Consider the following 22948-nt stretch of genomic DNA (forward strand, 5'->3'; position numbering starts at 1 on the left):
CGGACAGAAAGGAACGGTTGAAAATATGGCACTGACAGCAGAGGAAAAGAAAAGGCTCCTGTCCCTTTTTGAAGTACCGGAGGATTTAAGTGCGGAAGCGGTGAAAATGCTGTCCCAGCAGGAGATGAGCCTGATTCTGCTGATGGAAAAACATATAATTCCCAGCGAAGACCTGAAAAAGGAGATCGCCCATGCGGGAATCGCGGAAAATCCGGAGCGCTTGATTCAAAGCGCCTATTCCCGCTCTGTGTTGGACAAGGTCCGGGACGAGGACGGCGGCCTTTGCTACCGAATTTCCAACTTTTATGGTCGCTACCCCTATTTCGCGCAGTTTGAGTACGAGGAGTACGCCCGATTTTCCAGAGAGAAAAAGGACCGCCTGAACGAATGGGATTTCGAACTCTATTACAATGTTTTCGGCAAAGATGTGCAGGCAAAAATCCGGGGAGAGGAAACCTATGTCCATAACAGCACCTTTTTGACGCTGCCGGAGGCATTTGAGCTGATGGAAAAGCATCGCGGCAACATTTACCGGGTTCCCTGCAACTGCAAATGCATGATGGATGTAACAGAGAAGCCCCGTAACGTGTGCATCAATTTCGACAGCGGGGATAACACGCCGGCGGATCGCGGACACGGCGAAAAACTCACGCTGGAGTTTGCCAAAGAGCTGACGCGTGACTGGAATCGCCAAGGACTGATGCAAAATGGCGAGGATTTTGCCATCTGCAACTGCGACGGGCAATCCTGCTATCCGCTGCAAATGGCGCGAAAGGCGGGGGCGCAGGGGATTTACCCCCGTTCTAATTATGAGATGCTCTGGAATGAGGAGACGTGCGTTAATTGCGGCGCCTGCGCCCGCATCTGCAATTTTGGTGCGTTTGTTGTGGGAGAGAACAAAAAGGTTTCTTTCCATCAGGACCTCTGCTGGGGCTGCACCATATGCAGCGCAAATTGCCCCAAGGGTGCCATCACCCTTGCACCCCGCGGGAGCGCAAACTGCGAGGGTCAGGCAAAACCCATACACCATTAAAACACAGCACCGCCGGAAACGGCGGTGCTGTGTTTACCGTTGAGAAATCGAAGCATGATCAACGTGTTTTCAACGCTCTCCTTATATAATGACCTTGGAATCGTAGAGCAGAGCTTGTTAAGACCGCCTTTCAGGTTTTATTTTTTTAGATTAAGGAGTATATTCATGTCTGAAATTGATCGCATTCAAAATGTTACCATTGTTGGAATTGGCACGCAGGGGTCTATGATTGCTTTCCGCAACGCGATTTACGGAAAGCGCGTGACCGGCTATGGCCGGTCGGAGGAGTCCATTGCAACCTGCCGCAGGAAAATTGACAAATGGCTGGCGCACTTTGTCGGGCAGGGCCGCCTGACACAGGAGATGGCCGACGCTGCCCGGGGACGGATATCCTATGCCACGACACTGGAGGCCGCCTGTAAGAACGCGGATCTGGTAGTGGAGAACGTGCCGGAGAAGATTGAGGTAAAGCAGGACGTGTTCCGTCAGCTGGACAAGGTGTGTCCGCCCCACTGCTGCCTCAACTCCAATACCTCCTCGCTGCTGATGAGCGATATTTACAGGGATGTGTCCGACTGGCGCAGGACCATGACCTTTTCTGTGGACCACGACGATCCTATCCGCAACAACTATCTGGAGATGATGTGGAACCCCTCCACATCGGAACAGACCAAGCAGGCTGCGATGGCCCATTATCACACGCTGGGCTTTGAGCCGGTGGTGACCGAGCGCGAAATTAAGGGCTATTCCATCAACCGCGTGTGGCGGGCTGTCAAGCGGGAATGTCTCTATCTCTGGGCCAATGGATATACCGACCCGGCTGAATTTGACCGGGGGTGGATGATTGAGTGGAACACCAACATCGGCCCGTTCAAGCTGATGGACCTGATCGGATTGCAGACGATCTACAACATAGAAAATTCTTATTATGCTGCCAGTGGTGACGAGCGCGACAAGCCCCCGGCTAAGCTCAAGGAGCTGATCGATGCCGGACATTTGGGGATGAAGTCCGGGCAGGGCTTCTATTCGGACTATGACACAGAGGCCGGAAATCTGGAGGTAGAGCAGAAGTGATGGAGCTGACCGCCGAGCAGCGGGAAATTCTTGCGGGAGCGCAGGGCGGGGGAAAGGCCATGGCCATGCGGATTCAGGTTGGCGTGGGCAAGTGCTTCGACGCGCCCCGTCTGGTCCCGGTCGCCCGCGCCCATGTGGCGCTCAGCGCACAGGAGGCGGACGTGTGGTTTGCGGGAAAGCTTCTGGCTGCCGGCGCACGCTGCGCCGTGGCGCCCACGGTCAATCCCGGCTATTCTCTGGAATATTTTCAGGACCGCCTGACGCCTGCTGCCATCCAAAATATGCAGAGCACCCATCAAATCTATCAGTCCCTGGGCGCCCGCCTGACGTATAGCTGCACACCCTACCTTGCCGACAATGTGCCGCAGTACGGCGAGATTGTTGCCTTTTCGGAAACCAATGCAACCGTCTATGTCAACGCGGTTCTGGGGGCACGAACCAACCGGGAGAGCGCGGCCAGCGCGCTGTGCGCCGCAGTGACAGGCTTCGTGCCGGAATACGGGATGCTGCTGGCGGAAAATCGGTTTGCCGATATTGCAGTTCTTGTGGAACCCCCTCTCCGAGGGGATTTTGACTATGCGGTGCTGGGTCTTGCGGGAAAGCGGATTGGAAAGGGAATTCCCGCCTTTGTGGGTCTGCCCGGAGAAATCGGCACAGAGTCGCTAATTGCTCTGGGCGCCGAACTAAATGTCTCCGGTAATTACGATCTGTACCACATTCCCGGCGTAACGGCGGAGTCACGCCGCATTCCGGACGTGTTTGGCGGGAAACCTCCCCGTCGGGAGGTTACTCTGACGCAGAGCGATCTGGAACAGGTCCTTGAGGAATTCTCGCCCGGTGGGACAGGCGACATTTACTACTGCGTTCTGGGCTGCCCGCACTACACCTACCGCCAGATTCAGACGGTGGCGCAGCTCTTGGACGGGTCCCCGTCCCGTGTGCCCATCTATATCCTCACCTCTGCCACGGTGAAGCGGGCGGCGGTGGAGGCGGGGCTGGAAGACGAGCTGCGCACGCTGGGAGCAGAGATCATTGCCGACACCTGCGTGGATGAACCGTGCTGCTGGGGTCATTTGGCGGGAAAGGGCGGCGTGACTGATTCGCCTAAGGGGGCCTATTATATGCAGACTGCCGGGATCAGCCTGACCGTGCGGGATATGGCCACCTGCATTCGGTGGGCCAAAAAGGGGAGGATTTGCTGATGGGCCAGAAATTCTCCTGCCGCGAGATATCCGGCGGCGTTGTGGAGGGAGAAGCCCTCCTTTGCGCAGATCAGATTCTTTTTTATCATACCGACCCGGACACCGGAATCATCACAGAGCGCGGACACGCGCTGGAGGGAATCAGCATAAAGAATAAAATCCTGATTTTCCCCGGTGGGAAAGGCAGTTCCGTCGTTCAGATGGACGGGCTTTATAAGCTGGAGCAGCGGCATACCGCCCCGCTTGGCTTCATCGTCCGGGAACCGGACACCGTGCTGGTATCCAGCGCCATCATTATGGAACTGCCTATGGTGGACCGGGTTGAGGAGTCCTTTTACCGGATAATCCGAAACGGGGACCGCATTCGAATTGATACCGGACGGCAGATCATTGAGCGACTGGAGGCACGGAGCGGCGGGGAACCCTCCGTGAACTAAAAGAACTGCCGCGGCAATGTGCATACAGGAATTTTTGCGGTATTGATCAGGGCTTTGCGGCAGAGGTTGACGCGGTTGGGTTCTTCCCATACAATCTGATGTAAACTGTGGTTCGGCGTTAAAACCGGGCCTGAAAGCGACGATGCTGACAATTATAAGGAGGCAGATTTATGGACCCTGTCATTTTGAATGGACACGACCTCACATTTGAAGCGCTTTATGCGATTGCCTATCATGGGTGCAGGGTGGAAATTGAGCCGCAGGCATATCGGCGGCTGGCGGATAGCCGCCGGGTGATGCTGGGCCTTTCCCACGAGGGCAAGCCCATCTATGGACTGAACCGGGGCGTTGGCTGGAACAAGGACCAGACAGTTTTGGAGGCGGAACTGGAGTTTGAAAACCAAAAGATCGTCTGTGCGCACGCGCTGGGCTTTCCTCCGTATAACACCGACGCGGAGGTGCGGGCCATGATGGCGATTCGCCTGAACAACATGCTGATTGGGGCATCCTGCGCCTCGGATGAGCTTGCAAACATGTACCGCGATTTTTTAAATCATGGGATTATGCCCCGCGTGCCCCAGCGCGGCTCCGTGGGAGAGGCGGATATTGTCACCGTTACGCATATGGGGCTGGCGTTTACAGGTCAGGGCGAGGTGAGCTATCAGGGGGAGATTATGCCCGCGCGGAAGGCCATGGAGGCAGCGGGTATTGCGCCCTATCGCCTCAGACTGAAAGATGCACATACAATGATGCTTTCCAACAGTCAGGGCGAGGCCATGACGGCAATTCTGGTCCACGAGGTAGAGGATCTGGTCAAAATGTCCGATCTGATTTTCTGCCTGGACTACGAAGGACTTAACGGAAATATTGAGTCTCTCCGGGCGGACGTCAACGCACTGCGGGGGCTGCCCGGGCAGATCGAGTGTGCGGCCCGATGCCGCAAATATCTGGAGGGAAGCTACCTTCACGAGCCACATCCCGACCGGGCGCTTCAGGACCCTCTGACTTTCCGGGGCGGGTTTACCATCACCGGCACAGTCGTGGACGCCGTGAATTATGTGAAGGACTATTTACAGATTCAGATGAATTCCCCCTCAGACAATCCCTGCGTTATGCCGGGAAAGGACGAGGTGTACGTCAACTCTAATTTTGAAACCACCACGCTGGCCGTGGGTGTTGAAATGCTGACCATTGCCCTTGGACACATGGCAAGGGCGGTCAATTATCGTATGATTAAAATGAGTTCTCCGGAGTTCACCCATCTGACCCGCTATCTCGCACCCAGAGACGGCAGTTCCCACGGATACGCCATTGTTCAGGACGCCTTCTCCTCGCTGGATGCGGAGAACCGAATGCTGGTTAATCCATCTTCCGTAGACTTTTTTCAGATTGAGGGCGGGATTGAGGATCATGCCAGCAATCTTCCTTTGGCTGCCGCCAAGGCACAGCGCCTGACGGACAACCTCCGGCGTCTGGTGGGGCTTGAGGCTATGTACGCGGCGCAGGCGGTGGATCTGCGGGGCGATATCCGTCTGGGCAGGTGCACGCAGGCGGCCTATGACGCCATCCGCGAGGCAATTCCCAAAACGGCGGAACTGCGCAGAGTTTACGATGATATGAACAACTCCTATGAGCTGATTTGCTCAGGAAAACTCCTTGAGCGGATTGGGAAGCTATAAATCTATTCTGATAAAGGAGTGTCAGCGACATGGATTCTCTGATTTTAACCGGAAGTAATTTGACGCTGGAGGAACTGTACGAGGTGGCCTATCAGGGCCGCGGGGTTGAAATTGCGCCCGAGGCATACGACCGCCTGAAAAAGGGCCGCCAGCTCATGCAGGATTTGTCCCGCCAGGGGAAGCCCATCTACGGGCTTAACCGCGGGGTGGGCTGGAACAAGGACCAGAATATTGATGAAGATTTTTTTGAAACACAGAACCGCATGATTCTGCGCAGTCATTCTTTGGGCGTTCCGCCCTATAACACGGATGTAGAGGTGCGGGCTATGATGGCCATACGCCTCAACAACATGCTGATCGGCGCGTCCTGTGCATCGGACGAACTGGCCAATATCTATCGCGATTTTCTAAACCACGGCATTACGCCGCGTATTCCCAGACGCGGCGCGGTTGGAGAAGCGGATATTACCACCATCTCCCACATGGGGCTTGCCTTTTTGGGAGACGGGGATGTCAGCTATAAGGGGCAAATCATCAAGGCCTGGCAGGCTATGGAACGGGAGGGGGTTCCTCCGTGCCGGATGCAGCTAAAGGATGCGCATACCATCATCCTTTCCAACTGTCAGGGCGAGGGGATGGCCGCCGTCATGGTCCACGAGGTGGAAAATCTCGTGAAAATGTCGGACCTGATCTTTTGTCTGGACTACGAGGGCCTCAATGGGAATATCGAGTCCCTGCGGGAGGATGTCAACGCGCTGCGGGGACTGCCCGGGCAGATCGAGTGTGCGGCCCGCTGCCGCAAATATTTGGAGGGAAGCTATCTGCATGAGGCGCATCCCGACCGGGCGCTTCAGGATCCGCTTTCTTTCAGGGGCGGCTTCACCATCACCGGAACAGTAGTGGACGCGCTGAATTTTGTGAAAAAAATTCTGCATATCCAAATCAATTCCCCCTCTGATAATCCGTGCATTGTGCCCGCGCAGTCCGGCCTGTATGTAAACTCCAACTTTGAGACCACGTCTCTGGCCGTGGGGGTGGAGATGCTCTCCATCGCGCTGGGCCATCTGTCCCGCACGATCAATTACCGTATGATTAAAATGAGCTGTCCGGAGTTCACCCACCTGACGCGCTTTCTGGCTCCCCGTGACGGCAGTGCCCATGGCTATGACGAAATTCAGAATACCTACTCCTCCATCGACGCGGAAAACCGCAGCCTGATCAATCCCTCCTCCGTGGATTTTTACCCCATGCAGGGCGGCATTGAGGACCACGCCAGCAATCTGCCCCTATCTGTTTCCAAGGGACTGCAAATCGTGGACAACCTTAAATACCTTGTGGGGATGGAGGCGCTTTACGCCGCACAGGCTGTGGATCTGCGGGGCGATATTCGCCTTGGGAAATACACACAGATTGCTTATGATACCATTCGGGAAACAGTTCCCGAGCTTGTGGACAATCGGAGCATTTTTGAAGATATCCGTCTGTCTTATGAGCTGATCTGCTCGGAAACGCTTCTGCAACGCACGGAAAATATTTAAGGGCGCTTTGAAAAATTGTATTTTACCATTTGGCATGTGTGCTGCTGAGGCGGAGAGAAAAGCAAATTGATAAACTATCTTCGGTCCGCTAAAAAACGGATGCCGGGATGCGGAGAATCCGCATCCCGGCATTTTTTTGTAGGTTCCGTCCATCTCAGGAGAGGGTTTGCAGTGTGCGTTCCATTTCGGCCGTTTCGATACGTGGCTCAAGCTGGTGCAGGTATTTGAGGCTCCATACGCAGTGCTCCTGCTTGGATTTCGGCCAAAACGACTCTAATTCGGGGATAGACAGCCCCGCGTCCTCCAGCAGACTGCGAATCTTCCAGCTGTTGTAAATTGTAATTCCCATCCACCAAGGGGAACCAAGGGTTTTACAGAGGTCGAACGCTTTTTTCAGTCTGGCCGCAGCCTCGGCATACCTGCCTTCTTCCGCATCAAAAAGAGCCAGATAGGACAGGGCAATGGGAAACTGGCTGTATTCGTGAAATGACTGGTAAAGTTCCTCCGCATATTCAAAAAACAGGCGGGATTCTGCCTTTTTGCCACTTTGATATGCTGCGACGCCGTAATCCGTATAGAAGATGGCGGCGCCGGGGTAGTAGCCGCGTCCGCGGTTAAAGATCACAGCCTGATCAAAATACCGGAAGGCCTCCTTATAATTCTGCTCCAGACGGTAGCTCTCGCCGATATAGTTGTAGGCGCCGGCGATATTGATGTCGTATTTTCCGGCCGGGGTGGAATCCAGGGTTTTAAACGCCGCAATGGATTGCTCCATCCACCTGCGGCATTCCCCGTAATTTCCACGCATCAGCTCCAACAGACCCGACAGCCGCAGATAGCTGCCCCACGACGGGGTGTTCTCCATGATTTCCTGATACCGCATACCGAATTCCAAATGGGACTTCATCAAGTCAAAATTGTAGGTCTGTATGGAATAGTAAATAAATTGCATATGTGCTTTGATGGACATTTCCCGGTCTTCGGCGGCCTCGCTGCGCTCCAGCAGGCGCTCCAGCACCTCAAGGCCTCTGTCGTAGGTTCCGTTGTGGATGCAGTAGCGGCCTTCCGTGTAAAGCAGGTTCCGTTCCAGCCAGTCCAGCTCCTTTGTGTCCGTGGTGAACCCGATTGCCCGCAGGCTGGCAAGCTCAGTCTCCAAAACCTGAAAATACCCCATGATGCCTTCTTCGTCAAAGGCCGGAAACTCTGTGTCCGACGTCAGGATCGGCAGCAGCTCATAGCACATTCCCGCAAATGCGCCGAGGGACAGGACCTTGTATTTAAACGCCTTATACCGGTTTCCCCCTACCGTATAGTGATGGATCAGCTGTTCATAGGGCTCATGCTGGTCGTTGTTGATTTGCGTTTCCAGATACTGGGCCACACGCAGGTGTAAAATGCGGCGAGAGGACTCCGACTGCTGCTGGGCCAGAATCCCCTTGATCTTCTCATGGGAAAAGGCATAGCCCAGCATATTATTTCTGGTAAATTCGGTCAGAAGTGCCTTTTGCTTTAGCTGGTTGCAAAGATACATCAGCTCCAGTGGGTCCTTTGTCAGAATTGAGGTCAGAATATCGAAAGAGGCCCAGTCGGGAAAAACGGAGATGGCGTCCAGCACCTTGGACTCGTCCACGGTCAGGTTGGCGAGGCGGGAGATGATGATACTGCTGGGGTCGCCGGGGATATAGCCCGAGTCAGCCGTCTCCTGCATGGAATTAACCAGCTGCACCAACAGCAGGCCGTTTCCCTCCGTAATCTGATAGATTTCGTCCACCAGTTCCGGTGTAGATCGCTCCGGGATATAGTGGTTGACGAAATTTTTGGTATCCTCCCAGTTGAAGTTGTACATGGTGCAGCTTTCCATCAGCTTGTCCATCTGCGCGGTTTCCAGCATCCGCTGGATATGAGGAGGGCAGGCGTCGCGGCTGGTGCAGATGACGGTCGCGTCCTGATTGCAAAGCCGCCGAAGAAAAAGCAGCAGCATCTCTGCGCTGTTGGCGTCCATCCAGTGGATATCTTCAAATACCAGCAGGAGCGGAAGCTTTTTTGCAATAATGGAGAAGATCAGCAGCGTACACTCCTGCGCCACGTGATAATCCGTCTCCGCCGGATAGTCTCCCACCGTGGTTGCGTAAGCCTGCCAGTATTCGAGACACAGGCAGGGAAACAGAGAGGTCGCCGTCTTCATGTAGATCTCCGGGATTTGGATGCTCCACGGCTTGATTTCCGACATCAATTCCAGCATCACCGAATTCCAGGGGGCCAGCGCCGTGCGCATTTCCGACTGGTAACAGGAAACACGGCACACCAGCCAGTCCGAAAAGTCATATTGGCGCAGTACATAGTCCAGCAGATAAGTTTTGCCCGCGCCGGCCGTTCCCTGAATCAGCAGTCCCGGCTTCCTGCGCTCCGACCGGGAGCCGTTGCAAAGCATCAGCAGCCGACGCAGCACGGAGTCTTTTCCAAACAACTGCTGGTCGCTCTGGTCGTCAATCTTATAGGTAGATGCATTCCATTCGTCCACGATCTTGTAATAAAGCGCCGTCGTTTCCTTCAGCGGCGAAATGCTGAGCGCCTCCGAAAGACTTTTACACAGCGCATGGTAAAGGCCGATGGCTTTGCGAAACTTCTTTTGGGCGGAGTAGACCTGCATCAGCGTCAGGACGGCTGTTTCCTCCAGCGGATCAGCGCTTACGTAATCCTGACCGTATTTTTCCGCCTGCGCCAGATCACCGCTGAAATAAGCCTCCTTTTCCGCAGTCAGCAAACGCTGCAAATACTGAGACTGAAGAAGATTCCGCTCGTCGCTGAGCCACTCGTCAAAGGCGTTGGCCCGCAGGATGCTGAAATCTTTCAGCAGCTCCCCGCGGTATGCCAGCAGATCACCCCGCTCCGTAAAATCCAAAACGTCGCAGGAGACAGTGGTCTGGGAATTGAACGCAAGCAAGGTCCGCTGTCCCCATACAAAGGGGTCGCAATTCAGGGCTTTACGGATCGAATAGATCGCGTGGCGCAGATTTTTCTGTGCGGTGGAGATGTCCGTGTCGGCCCAGAGCAGGCCAATCAGCTCACTGCGGGATACCTTGCGCTTCACAAGCAGGTAATACAGCAGGGCATCCGCCTTTTTATAGGGCAACGTAATCTCCCGCCCGTCTATACAGACGGACGGAGTTCCAAACAGCTTTGCCGTCAGTGTCGGCATCAGTTTACCCTCCCTTTGCGCGGAAAATGTGAATGTACACAATACACAAAACAGATGGGGACGCCGGAGGATGCGAGCGGTTGTATTCTTTATAAAATCTTAATCTACAATTTAACACATGCATCAAAAGCATGCAACAGATTTCAACGCTTTTTTGATTAAATCGTATATCCTGCTGGAAATATGTCGTCTGCGTGATAAAAACTGCACAATAAAAATGCGCCGGGCACGTTTGAACAGGTCGACTCAACGCTGATTCAACGTAGCGGTGCTATACTGGCAACACATAGTTGTCAAACGGTTTGACGCGCATCGGAAGCACCCGTATAAGGAGGATCGCCTTGAAATTGATCGGTAAGGATAAACCAATTCATGACGCCCGGGGGAAAGCCGCGGGGTTTGTGAAGTACGCCGGGGATGTGACGCTGCCCAATATGGCTTATATTGCGCTGGTTCACAGCACGATTCCCCATGGCTGCGTCAAAGAGGTCCGGACGGAGAGGGCCCTTGGGGTGCCGGGGGTCTACGGGGTGTTCCACTGCTTCAACACAACGGCGCGGACCTATAACCGCTATCGTTCCAATTTTGCGCAGAACCTGCCGGGTGAAGAGCGGGTGTTTACCGATTATGTTCGGTTTGTAGGGGACAGGGTTGCCGCAGTGGCCGCCTGTGATCAGGAGACGGCGGATAAGGCGGCGCGCCTGGTGGAGGTGACCTATGAGGAGTTGCCCTTTTCCATCGGGTTTGACGATACGCTTTCCGGACGGAATTGCCTTGCTGGAGAGCGTCCCGTCCGCGATGAGTTTTTTACCGAGATCGGAACGCAGCCGGATGATGACGGGCTGATCGAAGTGACGACCGTCAGCGAAATGCCCCGGCTGCACCATGCCACCATGGAGCCGCACGCCTGCGTGGTAGACTGCGACCCCTACCAGCAGCAGCTGACGGTTTACAGCCCGAATCAGGCTGTGCATGGGATTCGCTTGGTGCTGGCGGACTTCCTGGAGATGCCTTACCACCGGGTGCGTGTCGTCAAGACCACCATGGGCGGCTCCTTCGGCGCAAAGCAGGAATGGTTTCTGGAGCCTGCCGCCGCGCTGATCGCTAAGACGCTGGGCCGCCCGGTCAAACTGGTATACAGTCGGGAGGAGGCCATGGTCTGCTCCGTTGTCCGGGGCGCGATGCGGGGCGAGGTCCGCAGCAAGTTCAAGCCCGACGGCACGCTGATTTCCCTCAGCATGGATGTGCTTTTGGACGCGGGCGCATATATCGGAAATGCTGCGGACTATATCCGGGCCCTGTCGGGAAAGCCCTTTCGCTGCTACCGAATTCCATATTTCCGGTTTTGCGGCCGCGTGATCAGCTCTAACACGCCGGTTTCAGGCGCGTTCCGCAGCTGGTCCGCTGCGGAAGAAGCGATTATGATGGAGCGGAACTTTGATGAGGCGGCCCGGCAGCTGGGGATTGAGCGGATTGAACTGCGGCTCAAAAATGTGCTTTTGTCGGGGGAAGCTGACCGGAAAAGTGGCGTTCCGCTGGAGAACATCCGAGTTCGGGACGCGCTTGAGCAGGGCCGCACTTCCTTTCGCTGGGACGAGCTTGTTCAGGCGGACCGGGCTTTCAACGAATCAAGTCCCCGTTATCGTCGGGGCGTGGGCGTGGGCTGCGGCGGACACGGCAACACCTATTATCCCCGTTTCAACGATTACGGAGAGGGAAGGCTCGGCCTCAATGAGGACGGCACGGTTCAGGCCACTTTGACGCTCCACGATCACGGCTGCGGCACGGTGACGGCCATGCGTATGATTATTGCGGAGGTGCTGGATATCCCGGATACAAGCGTCTATCTGGCTGAGGGAGACACCGCAGTCACCCCGGTGGATTACGGATGCTTTGCCAGCCGCACCACGTTTGTGCTGGGCCGTACGGCTTATGACGCGGCGACGGCGCTGCGGGATGAGATTCTTGACCGCACCGCGGAGCTGTTTTCCCTGACAAGGGGGTCGCTGCGCTTGGAAAACGGGGCAGTTCGCTGCCGGGACGATGAGTGCGTAAACATTACTCTTGAGCAGTTGGCCCAGGCCAGTATGCTGAAGCTGAAGCGCAACGTCTGCGCACAGGCGCAGTTTAACAACACATCCAATCCCGGTGTTACCGGCGTGCATTTTGCGCACGTGGAGGTGGACACATGGACCGGCTTTACGAAGGTGCTGGATTATCTGGCCGTTCAGGATATCGGACAGCCCATCAATCCCGCCATGTGCGCGGCGCAAATTCAGGGGGCGGCACAGATGGGCTGTGGGGCGGCTCTGCGCGAAAAGATGACTATTGGCAAGGACGGGCGCTGCACCGAAAGCTTGTCCAAGTATCATTTGTTCCTCGCCACCGACCTGCCCGATATCCGGGTGCTGCTTTTGTCAGACGGGCGCTCGGAAGAGGGGCCTTTCGGGGCCAAATCCATTGGTGAAATCAGCTATGTCCCCGCGGCTCCCGCCGTATGTGGCGCGGTCAATGACGCGCTGGAGAGCGCATTGGGAACGTTGCCCTATGACCCGGACTGCATTTTAAAATATCTGGCGGAGGAGAGAGATTCATGACGCTCCACTTTTTTGTTAATAAAAGACCCATTGTGCTTGAAACGTCACCCGATCGTCGTTTGCTGGATATCCTGCGTGAGGATTTGCATCTGACCGGGGTTAAGGAGGGCTGCGCGGAGGGCGAGTGTGGCGCGTGCACGGTGTTGCTGGACGATCAGGCGGTCCACGCGTGTCTGACGATTGCCGCGCAGCTGGAGGGCTGCCGGGTCACGACCATTGAGGGCCTGGCCGAGCTGGGTGAGCTGGATATTTTACAGACCTGCTTTGTGGAGGAAATCGCCATTCAGTGCGGCTTTTGCACCACCGGGATGATTATGTCGGCAAAGGCGCTGCTGATGAGAAATTCCCATCCCAAGGAAGAGGAGATCCGGCTGGCGCTGTCCGGAAATATCTGTCGCTGCTCCGGCTATGTGCAGATTGTCAAGGCGGTGCAGCGGGCGGCAGAGGAACTGGAGGCGAAGCGAACATGCGCTGTTTAATGCCCCGAACGCTGGAGGAGATGGCGGACGCCCTTTCCGGATTTACGGAAAAAAGCAAGGTCATTGCAGGGGGGACGGACTATGTCATTCAGGCCCGGCGGGGCAAGTTTGATCCTGATATCCTGCTGTATCCCGGCATGATTCCCGCGCTTCACAAGGTACGCCGGGGAGAGCGGGAGCTGCGGGTGGGCGCCATGGCGACTATGCAGGAAATTTCAAGGGCGCTGGAGGGGGATCCCGCCTTCCGCGCGATTGCCGACGCGGCCTCCGACGTGGGGTCCCCACAGATCAGGAATAAGGCCACCATGGCGGGAAATCTCTGCAACGCGTCACCCGCAGGAGACATGCTTCCGGTGAGTTGGCTGTATGATGCGGAGGTAGAGCTGCTTTGCGCGGATGGCAGCATCTGCCTTGTCCCGGTCAGCGAATTTATAGTGGGACCGCAGAAGACTGCCCTGAAGCCGGGGCAAGCCGTGATATCCGTGGTGATGAACTGCGGACCGTGGGATGGCTTTATCAGCGCTTTTAAAAAAATCGGTTCCCGGGAAAGGGTTTCTATTTCCCGCGAGGGGATGGCCGCCTGTGTGCGTCTGGGAAAAGACGGCGCAATTGCGCAGGCCCGGCTCACGCTGGGTGCCGTGGCTTCCACGCCGCTGCGGATTCCGGAGGCGGAGGTCCTGATGGAAGGGCGGCATTTAGAGGATGGCGAGCTGCTGGCGGACGTTACAAAGGTGGTTGCCCGAACGATTCATGATCATTGCCGTCCTGCCAACCGTCAGTATAAGACCGAAGCTGCCCGCGGACTGACCGCGGACCTTTTCACCCTGCTGAGAGAACGCATTTAAAGGCCAGGTCGGCAGTCGCCGCGCGGCGGAAGGATACGTCGAGACTGAGCCCTCGGAGGAGACATGACTGGCTTTCTGTAAGTCCAATCATTTTATTCCGAACAAATAACACCGCTGCGGCTCAATAGCCGCAGCGGTGTTTACGCTCTATTTGCCTGTGGTTGCATACATTGCGATCCACCAGGCAAGGCCGGTTGCCGCCACGGCAAGGCCCCACCACGTTTTAAAAAGCAATGCGCAGCCAATGAGGAGGATTACGCCGCCGGACAACAGAAAGCCCCAGAATCGCGTGTCTGACGTGCCATCAAGCCTGATAACATCGGCACCCGAATATCGTATGGGCCTTGCATCAGGCTTACAGGCGCAAACGATGAGCCATATCCACCAAAGGAAAAAGCCTCCGATTGCGTTTCGGGTACACGAATCCTTTGGATAGCCTTTGCTTTTTACAATTGCCCGACAGGCCAGCCCAAAGATAAGCCCGCCGACAAAGTACCCGACCAGAACAGCAACAATGTACGCTTGCAAGATCGTGTACAGCCCGCTATAAAACGATCCCATAAACAAACCCCTCCTACGTATTTTGCAAGATTGGGTTACTCCTGCCCGAACTGAGCATTTCTGTGTGCAACGTGATTCAAAATGTTCAGGTTGCACCTGCAGTCCTGTCCCGGGCAGGACCGGACATAAACTTCCGGTATGCATTTTTCAAATTCGGGGACGCATATGAACTGGAGTCTCCGCTCATGAGGTCATGAGGTTCAGTGCATTTCGCCGTATAATATCTTGAAACATACTACCACATTCTGGTAAAATATTCCGCAAATAATTGTAAAAGTTCGCCTTGGAAAATAATTTTATAAAATGCCCAATGGGTGAATGGGCCCGGATGGGCATAAAAAAGGCGCCTCCGAAGAGGCGCCTGGGTGCAAGGGTTATCTACGGAAACAATCGCTGCAATAGATGGGGCGATCTCCCCGGGGCTCAAAGGGGACTTTGCAGGGCTTTCCGCACTCGGAGCAAACGGCGTCGAACATCTGGCGAGCGCCGCCTCCACGGACGTTCCCCTTGCGGGCGTCACGGCAGGACTTGCAACGCTGGGGTTCATTGGTGAAACCCTTCTCCGCAAAGAACTCCTGCTCTCTGGCGGTAAAAGTAAATTCCTGGCCGCAATCCTTGCAAACGATGGTTTTGTCTTGAAACATGAGATACCTCTTTTAAATTAGTTCGCCCTGTTCGGCGACATCTTTAGCATACGCCTATGTGGGCAATAAGTCAATACAATGTTTTGGGTATATCGAAGAAAAAGTGGATGGTAAGTGAATGGATGCCCCGTCCGGCGGGCAGAAAAAGCTGCTGCGTGGTTTTCAATGGGGTACGGCACGCAAAATTTCGGAATCCGTGATTTATCAGGGTCAGAGGGACGAGCATAGTATGATCTCCACAGAATGGATAGGGGGCCAACATGACGGAGATTTTCAATGAACGCGGTTTAAGGCTTTTTTTGTGAAAAAATGTATGGTATTATTAAGATATGGACGAAATGCCATCAAACGCGCTGAATGGGGCAATGTAGTTACCGTCGCCACATAAAAACGCCACAAAGGCAGAGAACCTGATTTATTTACGCAGGAGGAAAAGTATATGGAAAGAAAAGTTCAGCAGAAGGTGCGGGGAGTCCGAACCAAGGACGGAGCCGGGGTGAGTCTTGTTCGCGTCTTGGGACATGGGACTGTTCAGGAATACGATCCGATTTTGATGCTTGACTCCTTTGACAGTATAAACCCGGAGGAGTATACCGCCGGTTTCCCCATGCACCCCCACAGAGGCATCGAAACCATCAGCTATGTGTATCGCGGGCAGATGACCCACAGGGACAGTCTGGGAAATTCGGATACCATTGCAGATGGAGAGGTCCAGTGGATGACGGCAGGCTCGGGAATTCTGCACGAGGAAAGGCTGCCCGCATCCGAAAGACTGCTGGGTGTGCAGCTCTGGCTGAATCTCCCGGCAGAGGACAAGATGGTTCCCCCGGCATACCACAGTGTCAAAAATGCAGAAATTGAAGAAATTGCGCTGGAAAACGGAAAGCTGCGGCTGCTTGCCGGTGAATTTGAAGGCAAAAAGGGCTATGCCAGCAAATATCTGCCGCTGGACTATTACGACATCCATCTGAATGCCGGGGCTTCCGTCACGATCAATATGGAAGATGCGCGTTCCGTCATGGTTTTCACGCTGCTGGGCGACGCAACCGTCGGCGGAGAGCTGATCCAGGAAAAAACCGCGGTGAAGCTTACGGCGGGGAGCCATGTGGAGATCAAGGCGGGCGCTGAAAACGCGCAGGTCCTTTTTATCAGTTCTGTGCGGCTGGATGAGCCTGTGGTCTGGGGCGGCCCGATTGTCATGAACACGAAGGCCGAATTGCAGAAGGCGTTTGACGATCTGGATCGGGGGACCTTCCTGCAAAAAGAGATCGCATACTGAGAGAAGAAGAGGATCTGCCGGGTAAAACAGGCGCATACGCTCCGGCGATGCTGAAACCTTGCGTGCCATGGTCCTGCGCGGTGATGGTTGACCGCTGTCCGGACCGGCTGGGCGGCTGCTCCTTCTAACTAAACACATAAAATGACCTTTCTGTTCCAAAGCGTCCCTTGGGGGCTGCATGGAATCGAAAGGTCATTTTCTTATACCCGGATTTCCTCTTGGAAAACGCCTCGGCTCTCGTCCGACACCCGGGCGGTCAAACCAATCCGACTGGGCAGACGGAGGAACGGGGATTATGAGCTGAACGTAAAGTCCTTCACGGAGTTGTCAAAAAAGGCGTTAATTGCTTTGCTTACTGATTTATAGTCGCCTCGCTCGAATTCCAGAGCGACCAGACTCCGCTTTTCAACGGAACTCTTCCGCTCATAGGGGGATTCCAGAATTTTCAATGCGGCCTCCCGGCGAAGCAGGATAATGGTCTGCATCAGCTTGTAAAATACGTCGTTTCCGCAGTTTTGGGCCACATAAATGTCCAGCCCTTCCAGAAGTGCGTTGAATTTCTCCGGCGTGCAGTCGTCCGCATAAGCCTGTGCCAGTAAAGTCACCCGCTTGCGGATGCTGATGACGATTTCATCCGTTTTCCGCTCAAAACATGCAAGATACACGGCAGTTTCAATCAGACGGCGGGCCTCGTAAACCTCATGGTAGTTGCTGACCTTCTGTCGGAAGAGCCAGACAATCGTCTCCTCCGGCATTTCGTCAATCTGATTACCCACAAAGGTGCCGCCGCCCGGCTTGATGGTCACAAAGCCGATGAGAGACAGTGCCCGCAGCGCTTCCCGGATGCGGCTCCGAGAAACCTCCAGCATTTGAGAGAGCTCTCTCTCCGGCGGAAGCTTCTCGCCGGGCTTCAGCTCTCCGCTGATAATTTTGGCCGCAAGCTGCTGCATGACCTGTTCGGTTAAAGTAACCTTATTCAAGGATTCAAACTGCACGCTCATACGATTACCTCTATATTTCTGACCTGATTTCCCAATCAGTATACCATACTGCATATGTTTGTCAAATGGTTCCAAAAAAAGAAAATTGATAATTTGTTCAAAAAATAAGACTAGCTTTGTAAATACGCACAAATATTCTTTGGTATATTGACATGCAATCAATCAAATGATACATTACTTTTGGAACGCGGTACTACCAGAATAACAAAGACCAACTATTTTTGGTATGGAGGAAACAACAGTGCCTATTCATTTGACGGGGATAACGTGGTCCCACAGCCGGGGCTACCCCCCGATGGTTGCAGTTTCACAGCGCTATGAGGAGCTTCATCCGGAGATTCGGATTACATGGGAAAAACGGTCGCTGGCAAACTTTGAAAGCCAGTCAATCGAGGAGCTGGCCCAGCGGTACGATATGCTGGTGCTGGATCATCCGTGGACAGGGCGGGCAGTGGCGTCCCAGATACTGATTCCGCTGAATGAGCTGCTTCCTGCGGACTTTTTGGAGGATCAAAAGAGGAACAGCATTGGCCCGTCCTATCGCAGCTATACCATGCAGGAGCAGCAAATTGCACTGCCGATCGACGGAGCGGCTCCGGTGGCGGTTTATCGGCAGGACCTTCTGGAAAAAGCGGGGGCCGGACTGCCGGAGACTTGGGAGGATGTGCTCTCCCTTGCCAAAGGACGGGGCGTCATCTTTGCGGGCGGGCCGGTATATACGATTCTGGATTTCTTCTCCCTGTGCGCGACGATTGCCGGCGGAGACGAAAATTTGTACGGTGAGGAGGAGTTGGTTCCCTATGCCGTAGGGGCAGAAGCGCTGGAGCGCCAGCGGGAGCTGGCAGCGCTGTGCGACCCGGCTCTTTTTGAAATGAATCCGATTCAGGTATACGAGGAGTTGAGCAGGGCAGACAGCCCCTACCTATACAGTCCCTTCATTTTTGGCTATGTGAATTATTTTCGTCCGGGCTACGGCGAACGGGTGCTAAAGGCGGCAAACGTAGTGTCCTATCACGGCACGATGCTGAAAACCACCTTGGGAGGAACGGGTCTGGCGGTTTCCGCCAATGCGAAAAACCGGAAGGAAATTGCGGACTTCTGCCAATACGTGGCTTCGGAAAAAATTCAAAGGACGCTCTTTTTTGACGCGGGCGGACAGCCCGGCTATAAAACCGCATGGGAAGACCGATGGGTGAACGAGCGGTCCAACGGATTCTTTAAAGATACCGCGGACACGCTGGAGCATTGCTCCATTCGGCCGAGATACAACGGGTACATGGATTTGCAGGATCAAGGCGGATTCATTGTGCAGGAATATATGAAAACGGGGACCGATGTCAAGGGTGCGCTGGAGAAGCTGAATGCGCTGTATTTAAAGTCCCGGAGAGGAACATGATGAAGCTGTTAGAGGGAGTTATTGTACTTGATTTTTGCCAGTTTTTATCCGGCCCGTCTGCGGCCATGCGGCTGGGAGATCTGGGTGCGCGGGTCATTAAGGTGGAGCGGCCCGGGGTGGGCGACAGCGGGCGCCAGCTCACGCTGAACAATCTGATGTCCGACGGGGATTCGGTCAATTTCCAGATTATCAACCGAGGCAAGGAGAGCTACGCGGCGGATTTGAAAAATCCCGAGGATTTAATGTCCGTCCGCCGTCTGATTGACCGGGCGGATGTGATGATCTCCAATTTCAGGCCAGGCATTATGGAGCGAATGGGTCTGGATTACGAAACGGTGAAGAAGACGAATCCCGGAATCGTCTACGGCACGGTGACCGGATACGGGACGGAGGGCCCCTGGGTGAAAAAGCCCGGACAGGACCTGCTGGCCCAGGTGATATCCGGCGCGGCGTACTTAACGGGGGACCGGGACGATCCGCCCATCGCGCTGGGCCTTTCCCTGGCAGACTCCATTACGGGCACCCATCTGGCGCAGGGCCTGCTGGCCTGCCTGGTGCGGCGCGGGAAAACCGGAGTGGGCGGTAAGGTGGAGGTTTCCCTCCTGGAGTCCATGATGGACCTCCAGTTTGAAAATTTCTCCAACTACCTGAACAGGGACGGGCAGCTTCCCCAGCGCAGCAAGCTGGGAAATGCCAACGTGGACCTTGGCGCGCCTTACGGAATTTACGAAACAAAGGACAGCTTTATCGCTGTTTCCATGGGCTCCGTGAAGGACCTTGGCGCGCTGCTGGATGAGCCGGAGCTGATGGGAGACGACGATCCCATGGAAAAACGGGACGAGCTGAAGGACATCATCGCCCGGCGTCTTGCAACGGATACCACGGCGCACTGGCTGGATGTGCTGCAAAAAGGAGACTTCTGGTGCGGGGAGATTTACGACTGGGATCAGATGGTGCGCTCGGAATTTTTCACGGCGCTGGATACGCTGATCGACATTCGCCGCCCGGAGCTGGAGGACCCCATCTGGACCACCAAATGCCCCATTCGCGTGAACGGAAAACGTGCGGGAGCGGGGACCTTCGCGCCCCGGCTGGGGGCGGATACCGAGAAGCTTAGGCACGAGTTTGGTCTGTGAGGAGGGGAGTGAGAAGCATGAAACCACTGGAAGGATTTACGATTTTGGATTTCAGCCAGTTTCTGGCGGGGCCGTTTGCAAGCCTTCGACTGGCTGATATGGGCGCCACCGTCATCAAGGTGGAGCGTCCGGGTACCGGGGACTCATACAGAACCAACTATGGCCCCGCATTGAAATTTAACGGCAATAATGCGAGCTACTATTTTGTAAACAGAAATAAGGAGAGCGTAAGTCTGGACCTGAAAAATCAGGAGCAGCGGGAGAAGCTGATTCCTTTGATACAGTCGGCGGACGCAATGCTCATCAATTTTCGGGCTGATGTGACGGACCGGCTGGGCCTTGACTATGAATCGGTGAAAAAAATCAACCCCTCTATTGTGTATGGAGAAATCACGGGCTATGGACGGGACAATCCGTGGAAGGACCGCCCGGGGCAGGACCTGCTGGTGCAGTGCGCCACGGGGGCCTGTTATCTGAGCGGCAGCGGCTCGGACCCGATTCCCTTCGGCGTTTCTGTGGCGGATGAATTCAGCGGAATGTACATGGCACAGGGCATTCTGGCGGGCCTTTATCGCCGGGGGCGCACAGGGGAGGGCTGCAAAATTGAAACAAGCCTTGCCGAGGCGATGCTGGACATTGAATTTGAAAACTTCGGAGCCTACCTGAACAACGGACGAAAGCTTTCGCCCCGCAGCGAGGTGAACGGCGTAAATCCCTGCCACGGAGCGCCCTATGGAATCTACGCGGCCCGGGACGGATACCTGGCGCTGGCGATGACCCCGGTGCCGGAGCTGGGGAGGCTGCTTGGCTGCGAACCGCTGACCCGGTATACCCAAAAAGCGGACTGGTTTGACAAAATGGACGAGATCAAAGGCTTTTTGCGGGACCACCTGAAAACCGGGACGGTGGATCGCTGGCTGCAAATTCTGGAGCCTGCCGACATCTGGTGCGCCCGGGTTTATAACTGGGAAGAGCTGCTGGAAACAGAGGGCTTTCAGAGCCTTGAAATGCTTCAGACAGTGGAACGGGAGGATGGCAATTCTTTTGCCACCACCCGCTGCCCTATCCGCATAGACGGCGAAAGTCTGCTGAATGAAAAGCCCGCGCCCGCCATTGGTGCGCAGAACCAAAAATACGGCATGGCAAATTAATAAGTTCATCAGAAAAAGGAGAGACATTTATGGACACTATGGCGATTTATTTTGAGGATTTTAACGTCGGAGACACGCACACTACTTACAGCAGAACGATGACAGAGACGGACATCGTGCTTCACGCGGACCTTGGAGACGTGTTCCCCCACCACATGGACGTGGAATTTGCGAAAAAAAGCGAGTTTGGCCAGCGGATTGCCCACGGAGCGCTGACCTTCAGCATGGCGGTGGGCATGAAGGCCGCCACCATCAACACCGTGGGCTTTTCCTATGGATATGACCGCCTGCGCTTTGTAAAGCCCGTGTTTATCGGCGACACCATCCATGTGGTGGTGACTATCACAGAGAAGCGCGACCATCCCAAGCGCCCGGACATGGGGATCGTCGTTGAGCATATGGACGTAATCAACCAGCACGGAGAGGTGGTTTTGATCTGCGACCATCTGACATTGAACGAGCGGCGCACGCCCCTTTCCAAGTGAGTTTACTGCCGCAGATTTACGCTTCAGTCGTTCCCTCCCATCCCACCCCGTCCCCCGGAACAAGGAACCTATAACCGGCGAAAGCTTTACCCGACAAAAAACAAACAACGAAAGGGAATGGATTATGAAAAGATTTTTGACATTACTGCTTTCTCTGGCAATGACTTTCTCTCTCGCCGCATGCGGGAACAACGGCGCGGCCTCTTCTCCCAATGCGTCTTCCGGCGCTGCGTCCGCCGATGGAGACGGAAAGGTTTACACACTGAAGATGTCCTATACCATTTCTGGAAACGAAACCGTGGCCCAGTGCGCACAGGCTATGGCCAAAACGGTTACGGAACGGACCAACGGCGGCGTGGTTTTTGAAAACTTCCCGGACGGGCAGCTGGCCACCGACACGGATGCGCTGGAGCTTTGTGCGCAGGGTGCGAATGTGATCGCCTTTGGAACTCCCGACTTTCTGGCGGCATACGCGCCTGACCTTGGCGTTTTGGACGGCCCCTTCCTCTTCTCCGATCCCAGCGAGTTTAAGCTGGTAGACGAGTCCGACTGGATGCAGGATATGCGCGGCAAACTGGAGAGCCAGGGAATCAAGAATCTTGGAATGAGCTGGTACTTCGGCTCCAGAAACCTGACCTATTCAGGCGACAAGGGTGTTACCACGCCTGCGGATCTGAAGGGGATGAAGATTCGCTCCGCCTCCTCTCCCACCCGTGTGGGGATGCTGGAGGCCATGGGTGCCACTGTGACCCAGATGCCTTGGAACGAGGTGTACAGCGCATTGCAGCAGGGTGTTTGCAACGGTGCCGAGGCCCCGCTTTCCACACTTTATAGTTCCAAAATCTATGAGGTCTGCAAAAATATCACGCTGGACAAGCACATCATGGCCATCTGGAGCGTGAATATGTCTGCCGATTACTTCAATTCCATGCCCGCGGAGTATCAGGCCATTCTTCAGGAGGAAATTACCAATGCGGCACAGGTCAGCATTGACAGAGTGACGGTGGACGAGGCGGGATTCCAGACCATGCTGGAGGACGAGGGCGTTACGTTCTATGAAGCGGACCACGACGCGTTTGTGGACGCCACAAAGTCCGTCTATGGGAATATCAGCGGCTGGTCCGACGGCCTGTACGACACAGTCTCCGCCATCCTGAAGTAAGAAGACAGAAAGAACCGGGCGGCGTAGGGCGCGCCGCCTGCGGAGAATCA

Annotated in this window: 19 protein-coding genes; 15 read left to right on the forward strand and 4 right to left on the reverse strand. The window is 55.0% G+C overall.

Annotation, left to right across the window (positions count from 1 at the left end):
• Positions 1-25 precede the first annotated feature (25 nt).
• The 6 genes from ABVS15_RS11555 to hutH (ABVS15_RS11580) all read left to right on the forward strand — a co-directional run bounded on the left by ABVS15_RS11555 (position 26) and on the right by hutH (ABVS15_RS11580) (position 6963).
• The gene (locus tag ABVS15_RS11555) at positions 26-1033 is read left to right on the forward strand and encodes an ATP-binding protein (RefSeq protein WP_369283831.1); all 1008 of its coding nucleotides are present in this window, start codon (positions 26-28) and stop codon (positions 1031-1033) included.
• Between the two features lie 165 nt (positions 1034-1198).
• The gene (locus ABVS15_RS11560; RefSeq protein WP_369283832.1) at positions 1199-2107 is read left to right on the forward strand and encodes a 3-hydroxyacyl-CoA dehydrogenase family protein; all 909 of its coding nucleotides are present in this window, start codon (positions 1199-1201) and stop codon (positions 2105-2107) included.
• Positions 2107-3309, forward strand: coding sequence for an aconitase X catalytic domain-containing protein (locus ABVS15_RS11565; protein WP_369283926.1), 1203 nt, complete (start codon positions 2107-2109; stop codon positions 3307-3309). The genes ABVS15_RS11560 and ABVS15_RS11565 overlap by 1 nt, the downstream gene beginning before the upstream one ends.
• Positions 3309-3746, forward strand: coding sequence for a DUF126 domain-containing protein (locus ABVS15_RS11570; RefSeq protein WP_369283833.1), 438 nt, complete (start codon positions 3309-3311; stop codon positions 3744-3746). The genes ABVS15_RS11565 and ABVS15_RS11570 overlap by 1 nt, the downstream gene beginning before the upstream one ends.
• Before the next feature lie 170 nt (positions 3747-3916).
• Positions 3917-5425: a histidine ammonia-lyase gene (hutH, locus tag ABVS15_RS11575; protein WP_369283834.1), complete on the forward strand. Its 1509-nt coding sequence runs from the start codon at positions 3917-3919 to the stop codon at positions 5423-5425.
• Between the two features lie 29 nt (positions 5426-5454).
• Complete coding sequence (gene hutH, locus ABVS15_RS11580) at positions 5455-6963, forward strand: histidine ammonia-lyase (RefSeq protein ID WP_369283835.1); 1509 nt, start codon at positions 5455-5457, stop codon at positions 6961-6963.
• Between the two features lie 154 nt (positions 6964-7117).
• Here the strand turns inward: hutH (ABVS15_RS11580) and ABVS15_RS11585 are convergent, their stop codons facing one another.
• The gene (locus ABVS15_RS11585) at positions 7118-10162 is read right to left on the reverse strand and encodes an AAA family ATPase (RefSeq protein WP_369283836.1); all 3045 of its coding nucleotides are present in this window, start codon (positions 10160-10162) and stop codon (positions 7118-7120) included.
• Positions 10163-10503: 341 nt separating this feature from the next.
• Between ABVS15_RS11585 and ABVS15_RS11590 the strand changes: the two genes are divergently transcribed.
• Genes ABVS15_RS11590 through ABVS15_RS11600 form a run of 3 tightly spaced genes read left to right on the forward strand, consistent with a single transcriptional unit; the run spans position 10504 to position 14083 of the window.
• Positions 10504-12759 (forward strand): xanthine dehydrogenase family protein molybdopterin-binding subunit, encoded by a 2256-nt coding sequence (locus ABVS15_RS11590; protein WP_369283837.1) that lies wholly within the window; start codon positions 10504-10506, stop codon positions 12757-12759.
• The gene (locus ABVS15_RS11595; protein WP_369283838.1) at positions 12756-13238 is read left to right on the forward strand and encodes a (2Fe-2S)-binding protein; all 483 of its coding nucleotides are present in this window, start codon (positions 12756-12758) and stop codon (positions 13236-13238) included. The genes ABVS15_RS11590 and ABVS15_RS11595 overlap by 4 nt, the downstream gene beginning before the upstream one ends.
• Entirely contained in the window at positions 13226-14083 is an 858-nt protein-coding gene (locus ABVS15_RS11600) for a xanthine dehydrogenase family protein subunit M (RefSeq protein ID WP_369283839.1), read from the forward strand. Before ABVS15_RS11595 ends, ABVS15_RS11600 begins: the two co-directional genes overlap by 13 nt.
• 147 nt (positions 14084-14230) lie before the next feature.
• On the opposite strand, the gene ABVS15_RS11605 is transcribed toward ABVS15_RS11600, so the two are convergent.
• Both ABVS15_RS11605 and ABVS15_RS11610 read right to left on the reverse strand, forming a co-directional pair.
• Entirely contained in the window at positions 14231-14644 is a 414-nt protein-coding gene (locus ABVS15_RS11605) for a hypothetical protein (protein ID WP_369283840.1), read from the reverse strand.
• A gap of 374 nt (positions 14645-15018) precedes the next feature.
• Positions 15019-15288: a zinc-ribbon domain containing protein gene (locus ABVS15_RS11610; RefSeq protein ID WP_369283841.1), complete on the reverse strand. Its 270-nt coding sequence runs from the start codon at positions 15286-15288 to the stop codon at positions 15019-15021.
• A 439-nt stretch (positions 15289-15727) separates the two neighbouring features.
• On the opposite strand from ABVS15_RS11610, the gene ABVS15_RS11615 reads away from it, so the two are divergent.
• Entirely contained in the window at positions 15728-16567 is an 840-nt protein-coding gene (locus ABVS15_RS11615) for a pirin family protein (RefSeq protein ID WP_369283842.1), read from the forward strand.
• Positions 16568-16860: 293 nt separating this feature from the next.
• Here ABVS15_RS11615 and ABVS15_RS11620 read toward each other — a convergent pair whose 3' ends face one another.
• The gene (locus ABVS15_RS11620; RefSeq protein WP_369283843.1) at positions 16861-17568 is read right to left on the reverse strand and encodes a FadR/GntR family transcriptional regulator; all 708 of its coding nucleotides are present in this window, start codon (positions 17566-17568) and stop codon (positions 16861-16863) included.
• 241 nt (positions 17569-17809) lie between these two features.
• Between ABVS15_RS11620 and ABVS15_RS11625 the strand changes: the two genes are divergently transcribed.
• The 5 genes from ABVS15_RS11625 to ABVS15_RS11645 all read left to right on the forward strand — a co-directional run bounded on the left by ABVS15_RS11625 (position 17810) and on the right by ABVS15_RS11645 (position 22898).
• The gene (locus ABVS15_RS11625) at positions 17810-18964 is read left to right on the forward strand and encodes an ABC transporter substrate-binding protein (RefSeq protein ID WP_369283844.1); all 1155 of its coding nucleotides are present in this window, start codon (positions 17810-17812) and stop codon (positions 18962-18964) included.
• Positions 18961-20100, forward strand: coding sequence for a CaiB/BaiF CoA transferase family protein (locus ABVS15_RS11630; protein WP_369283845.1), 1140 nt, complete (start codon positions 18961-18963; stop codon positions 20098-20100). The genes ABVS15_RS11625 and ABVS15_RS11630 overlap by 4 nt, the downstream gene beginning before the upstream one ends.
• A gap of 17 nt (positions 20101-20117) precedes the next feature.
• The gene (locus ABVS15_RS11635) at positions 20118-21251 is read left to right on the forward strand and encodes a CaiB/BaiF CoA transferase family protein (RefSeq protein WP_369283846.1); all 1134 of its coding nucleotides are present in this window, start codon (positions 20118-20120) and stop codon (positions 21249-21251) included.
• A gap of 29 nt (positions 21252-21280) precedes the next feature.
• On the forward strand, positions 21281-21736 hold the full coding sequence (locus ABVS15_RS11640) for a MaoC/PaaZ C-terminal domain-containing protein (RefSeq protein ID WP_294856189.1): 456 nt from the start codon (positions 21281-21283) through the stop codon (positions 21734-21736).
• 124 nt (positions 21737-21860) lie between these two features.
• Positions 21861-22898 carry a C4-dicarboxylate TRAP transporter substrate-binding protein gene (locus tag ABVS15_RS11645; protein WP_369283847.1) on the forward strand — a complete coding sequence of 346 codons (1038 nt, stop codon included), beginning with the start codon at positions 21861-21863 and terminating at the stop codon, positions 22896-22898.
• The last annotated feature ends 50 nt before the right edge of the window (positions 22899-22948 follow it).

The sequence above is a fragment of the Oscillibacter sp. GMB15532 genome, from assembly GCF_041020825.1.
Classification (GTDB): Bacteria; Bacillota; Clostridia; order Oscillospirales; family Oscillospiraceae; genus Oscillibacter.

Bases quoted from the DNA above. Each gene is read 5' to 3' on its own strand.
- ABVS15_RS11570 (WP_369283833.1), top strand. From the start codon at position 3,309: ATGGGCCAGAAATTCTCCTGCCGCGAGATATCCGGCGGCGTTGTGGAG.
- ABVS15_RS11640 (WP_294856189.1), top strand. From the start codon at position 21,281: ATGGACACTATGGCGATTTATTTTGAGGATTTTAACGTCGGAGACACG.
- ABVS15_RS11600 (WP_369283839.1), top strand. From the start codon at position 13,226: ATGCGCTGTTTAATGCCCCGAACGCTGGAGGAGATGGCGGACGCCCTT.
- ABVS15_RS11595 (WP_369283838.1), top strand. From the start codon at position 12,756: ATGACGCTCCACTTTTTTGTTAATAAAAGACCCATTGTGCTTGAAACG.
- ABVS15_RS11620 (WP_369283843.1), bottom strand. From the start codon at position 17,568: ATGAGCGTGCAGTTTGAATCCTTGAATAAGGTTACTTTAACCGAACAG.
- ABVS15_RS11635 (WP_369283846.1), top strand. From the start codon at position 20,118: ATGAAACCACTGGAAGGATTTACGATTTTGGATTTCAGCCAGTTTCTG.
- ABVS15_RS11605 (WP_369283840.1), bottom strand. From the start codon at position 14,644: ATGGGATCGTTTTATAGCGGGCTGTACACGATCTTGCAAGCGTACATT.
- hutH (WP_369283835.1), top strand. From the start codon at position 5,455: ATGGATTCTCTGATTTTAACCGGAAGTAATTTGACGCTGGAGGAACTG.
- ABVS15_RS11610 (WP_369283841.1), bottom strand. From the start codon at position 15,288: ATGTTTCAAGACAAAACCATCGTTTGCAAGGATTGCGGCCAGGAATTT.
- ABVS15_RS11645 (WP_369283847.1), top strand. From the start codon at position 21,861: ATGAAAAGATTTTTGACATTACTGCTTTCTCTGGCAATGACTTTCTCT.
- ABVS15_RS11630 (WP_369283845.1), top strand. From the start codon at position 18,961: ATGATGAAGCTGTTAGAGGGAGTTATTGTACTTGATTTTTGCCAGTTT.
- ABVS15_RS11560 (WP_369283832.1), top strand. From the start codon at position 1,199: ATGTCTGAAATTGATCGCATTCAAAATGTTACCATTGTTGGAATTGGC.
- ABVS15_RS11615 (WP_369283842.1), top strand. From the start codon at position 15,728: ATGGAAAGAAAAGTTCAGCAGAAGGTGCGGGGAGTCCGAACCAAGGAC.
- ABVS15_RS11585 (WP_369283836.1), bottom strand. From the start codon at position 10,162: ATGCCGACACTGACGGCAAAGCTGTTTGGAACTCCGTCCGTCTGTATA.
- ABVS15_RS11565 (WP_369283926.1), top strand. From the start codon at position 2,107: ATGGAGCTGACCGCCGAGCAGCGGGAAATTCTTGCGGGAGCGCAGGGC.
- hutH (WP_369283834.1), top strand. From the start codon at position 3,917: ATGGACCCTGTCATTTTGAATGGACACGACCTCACATTTGAAGCGCTT.
- ABVS15_RS11555 (WP_369283831.1), top strand. From the start codon at position 26: ATGGCACTGACAGCAGAGGAAAAGAAAAGGCTCCTGTCCCTTTTTGAA.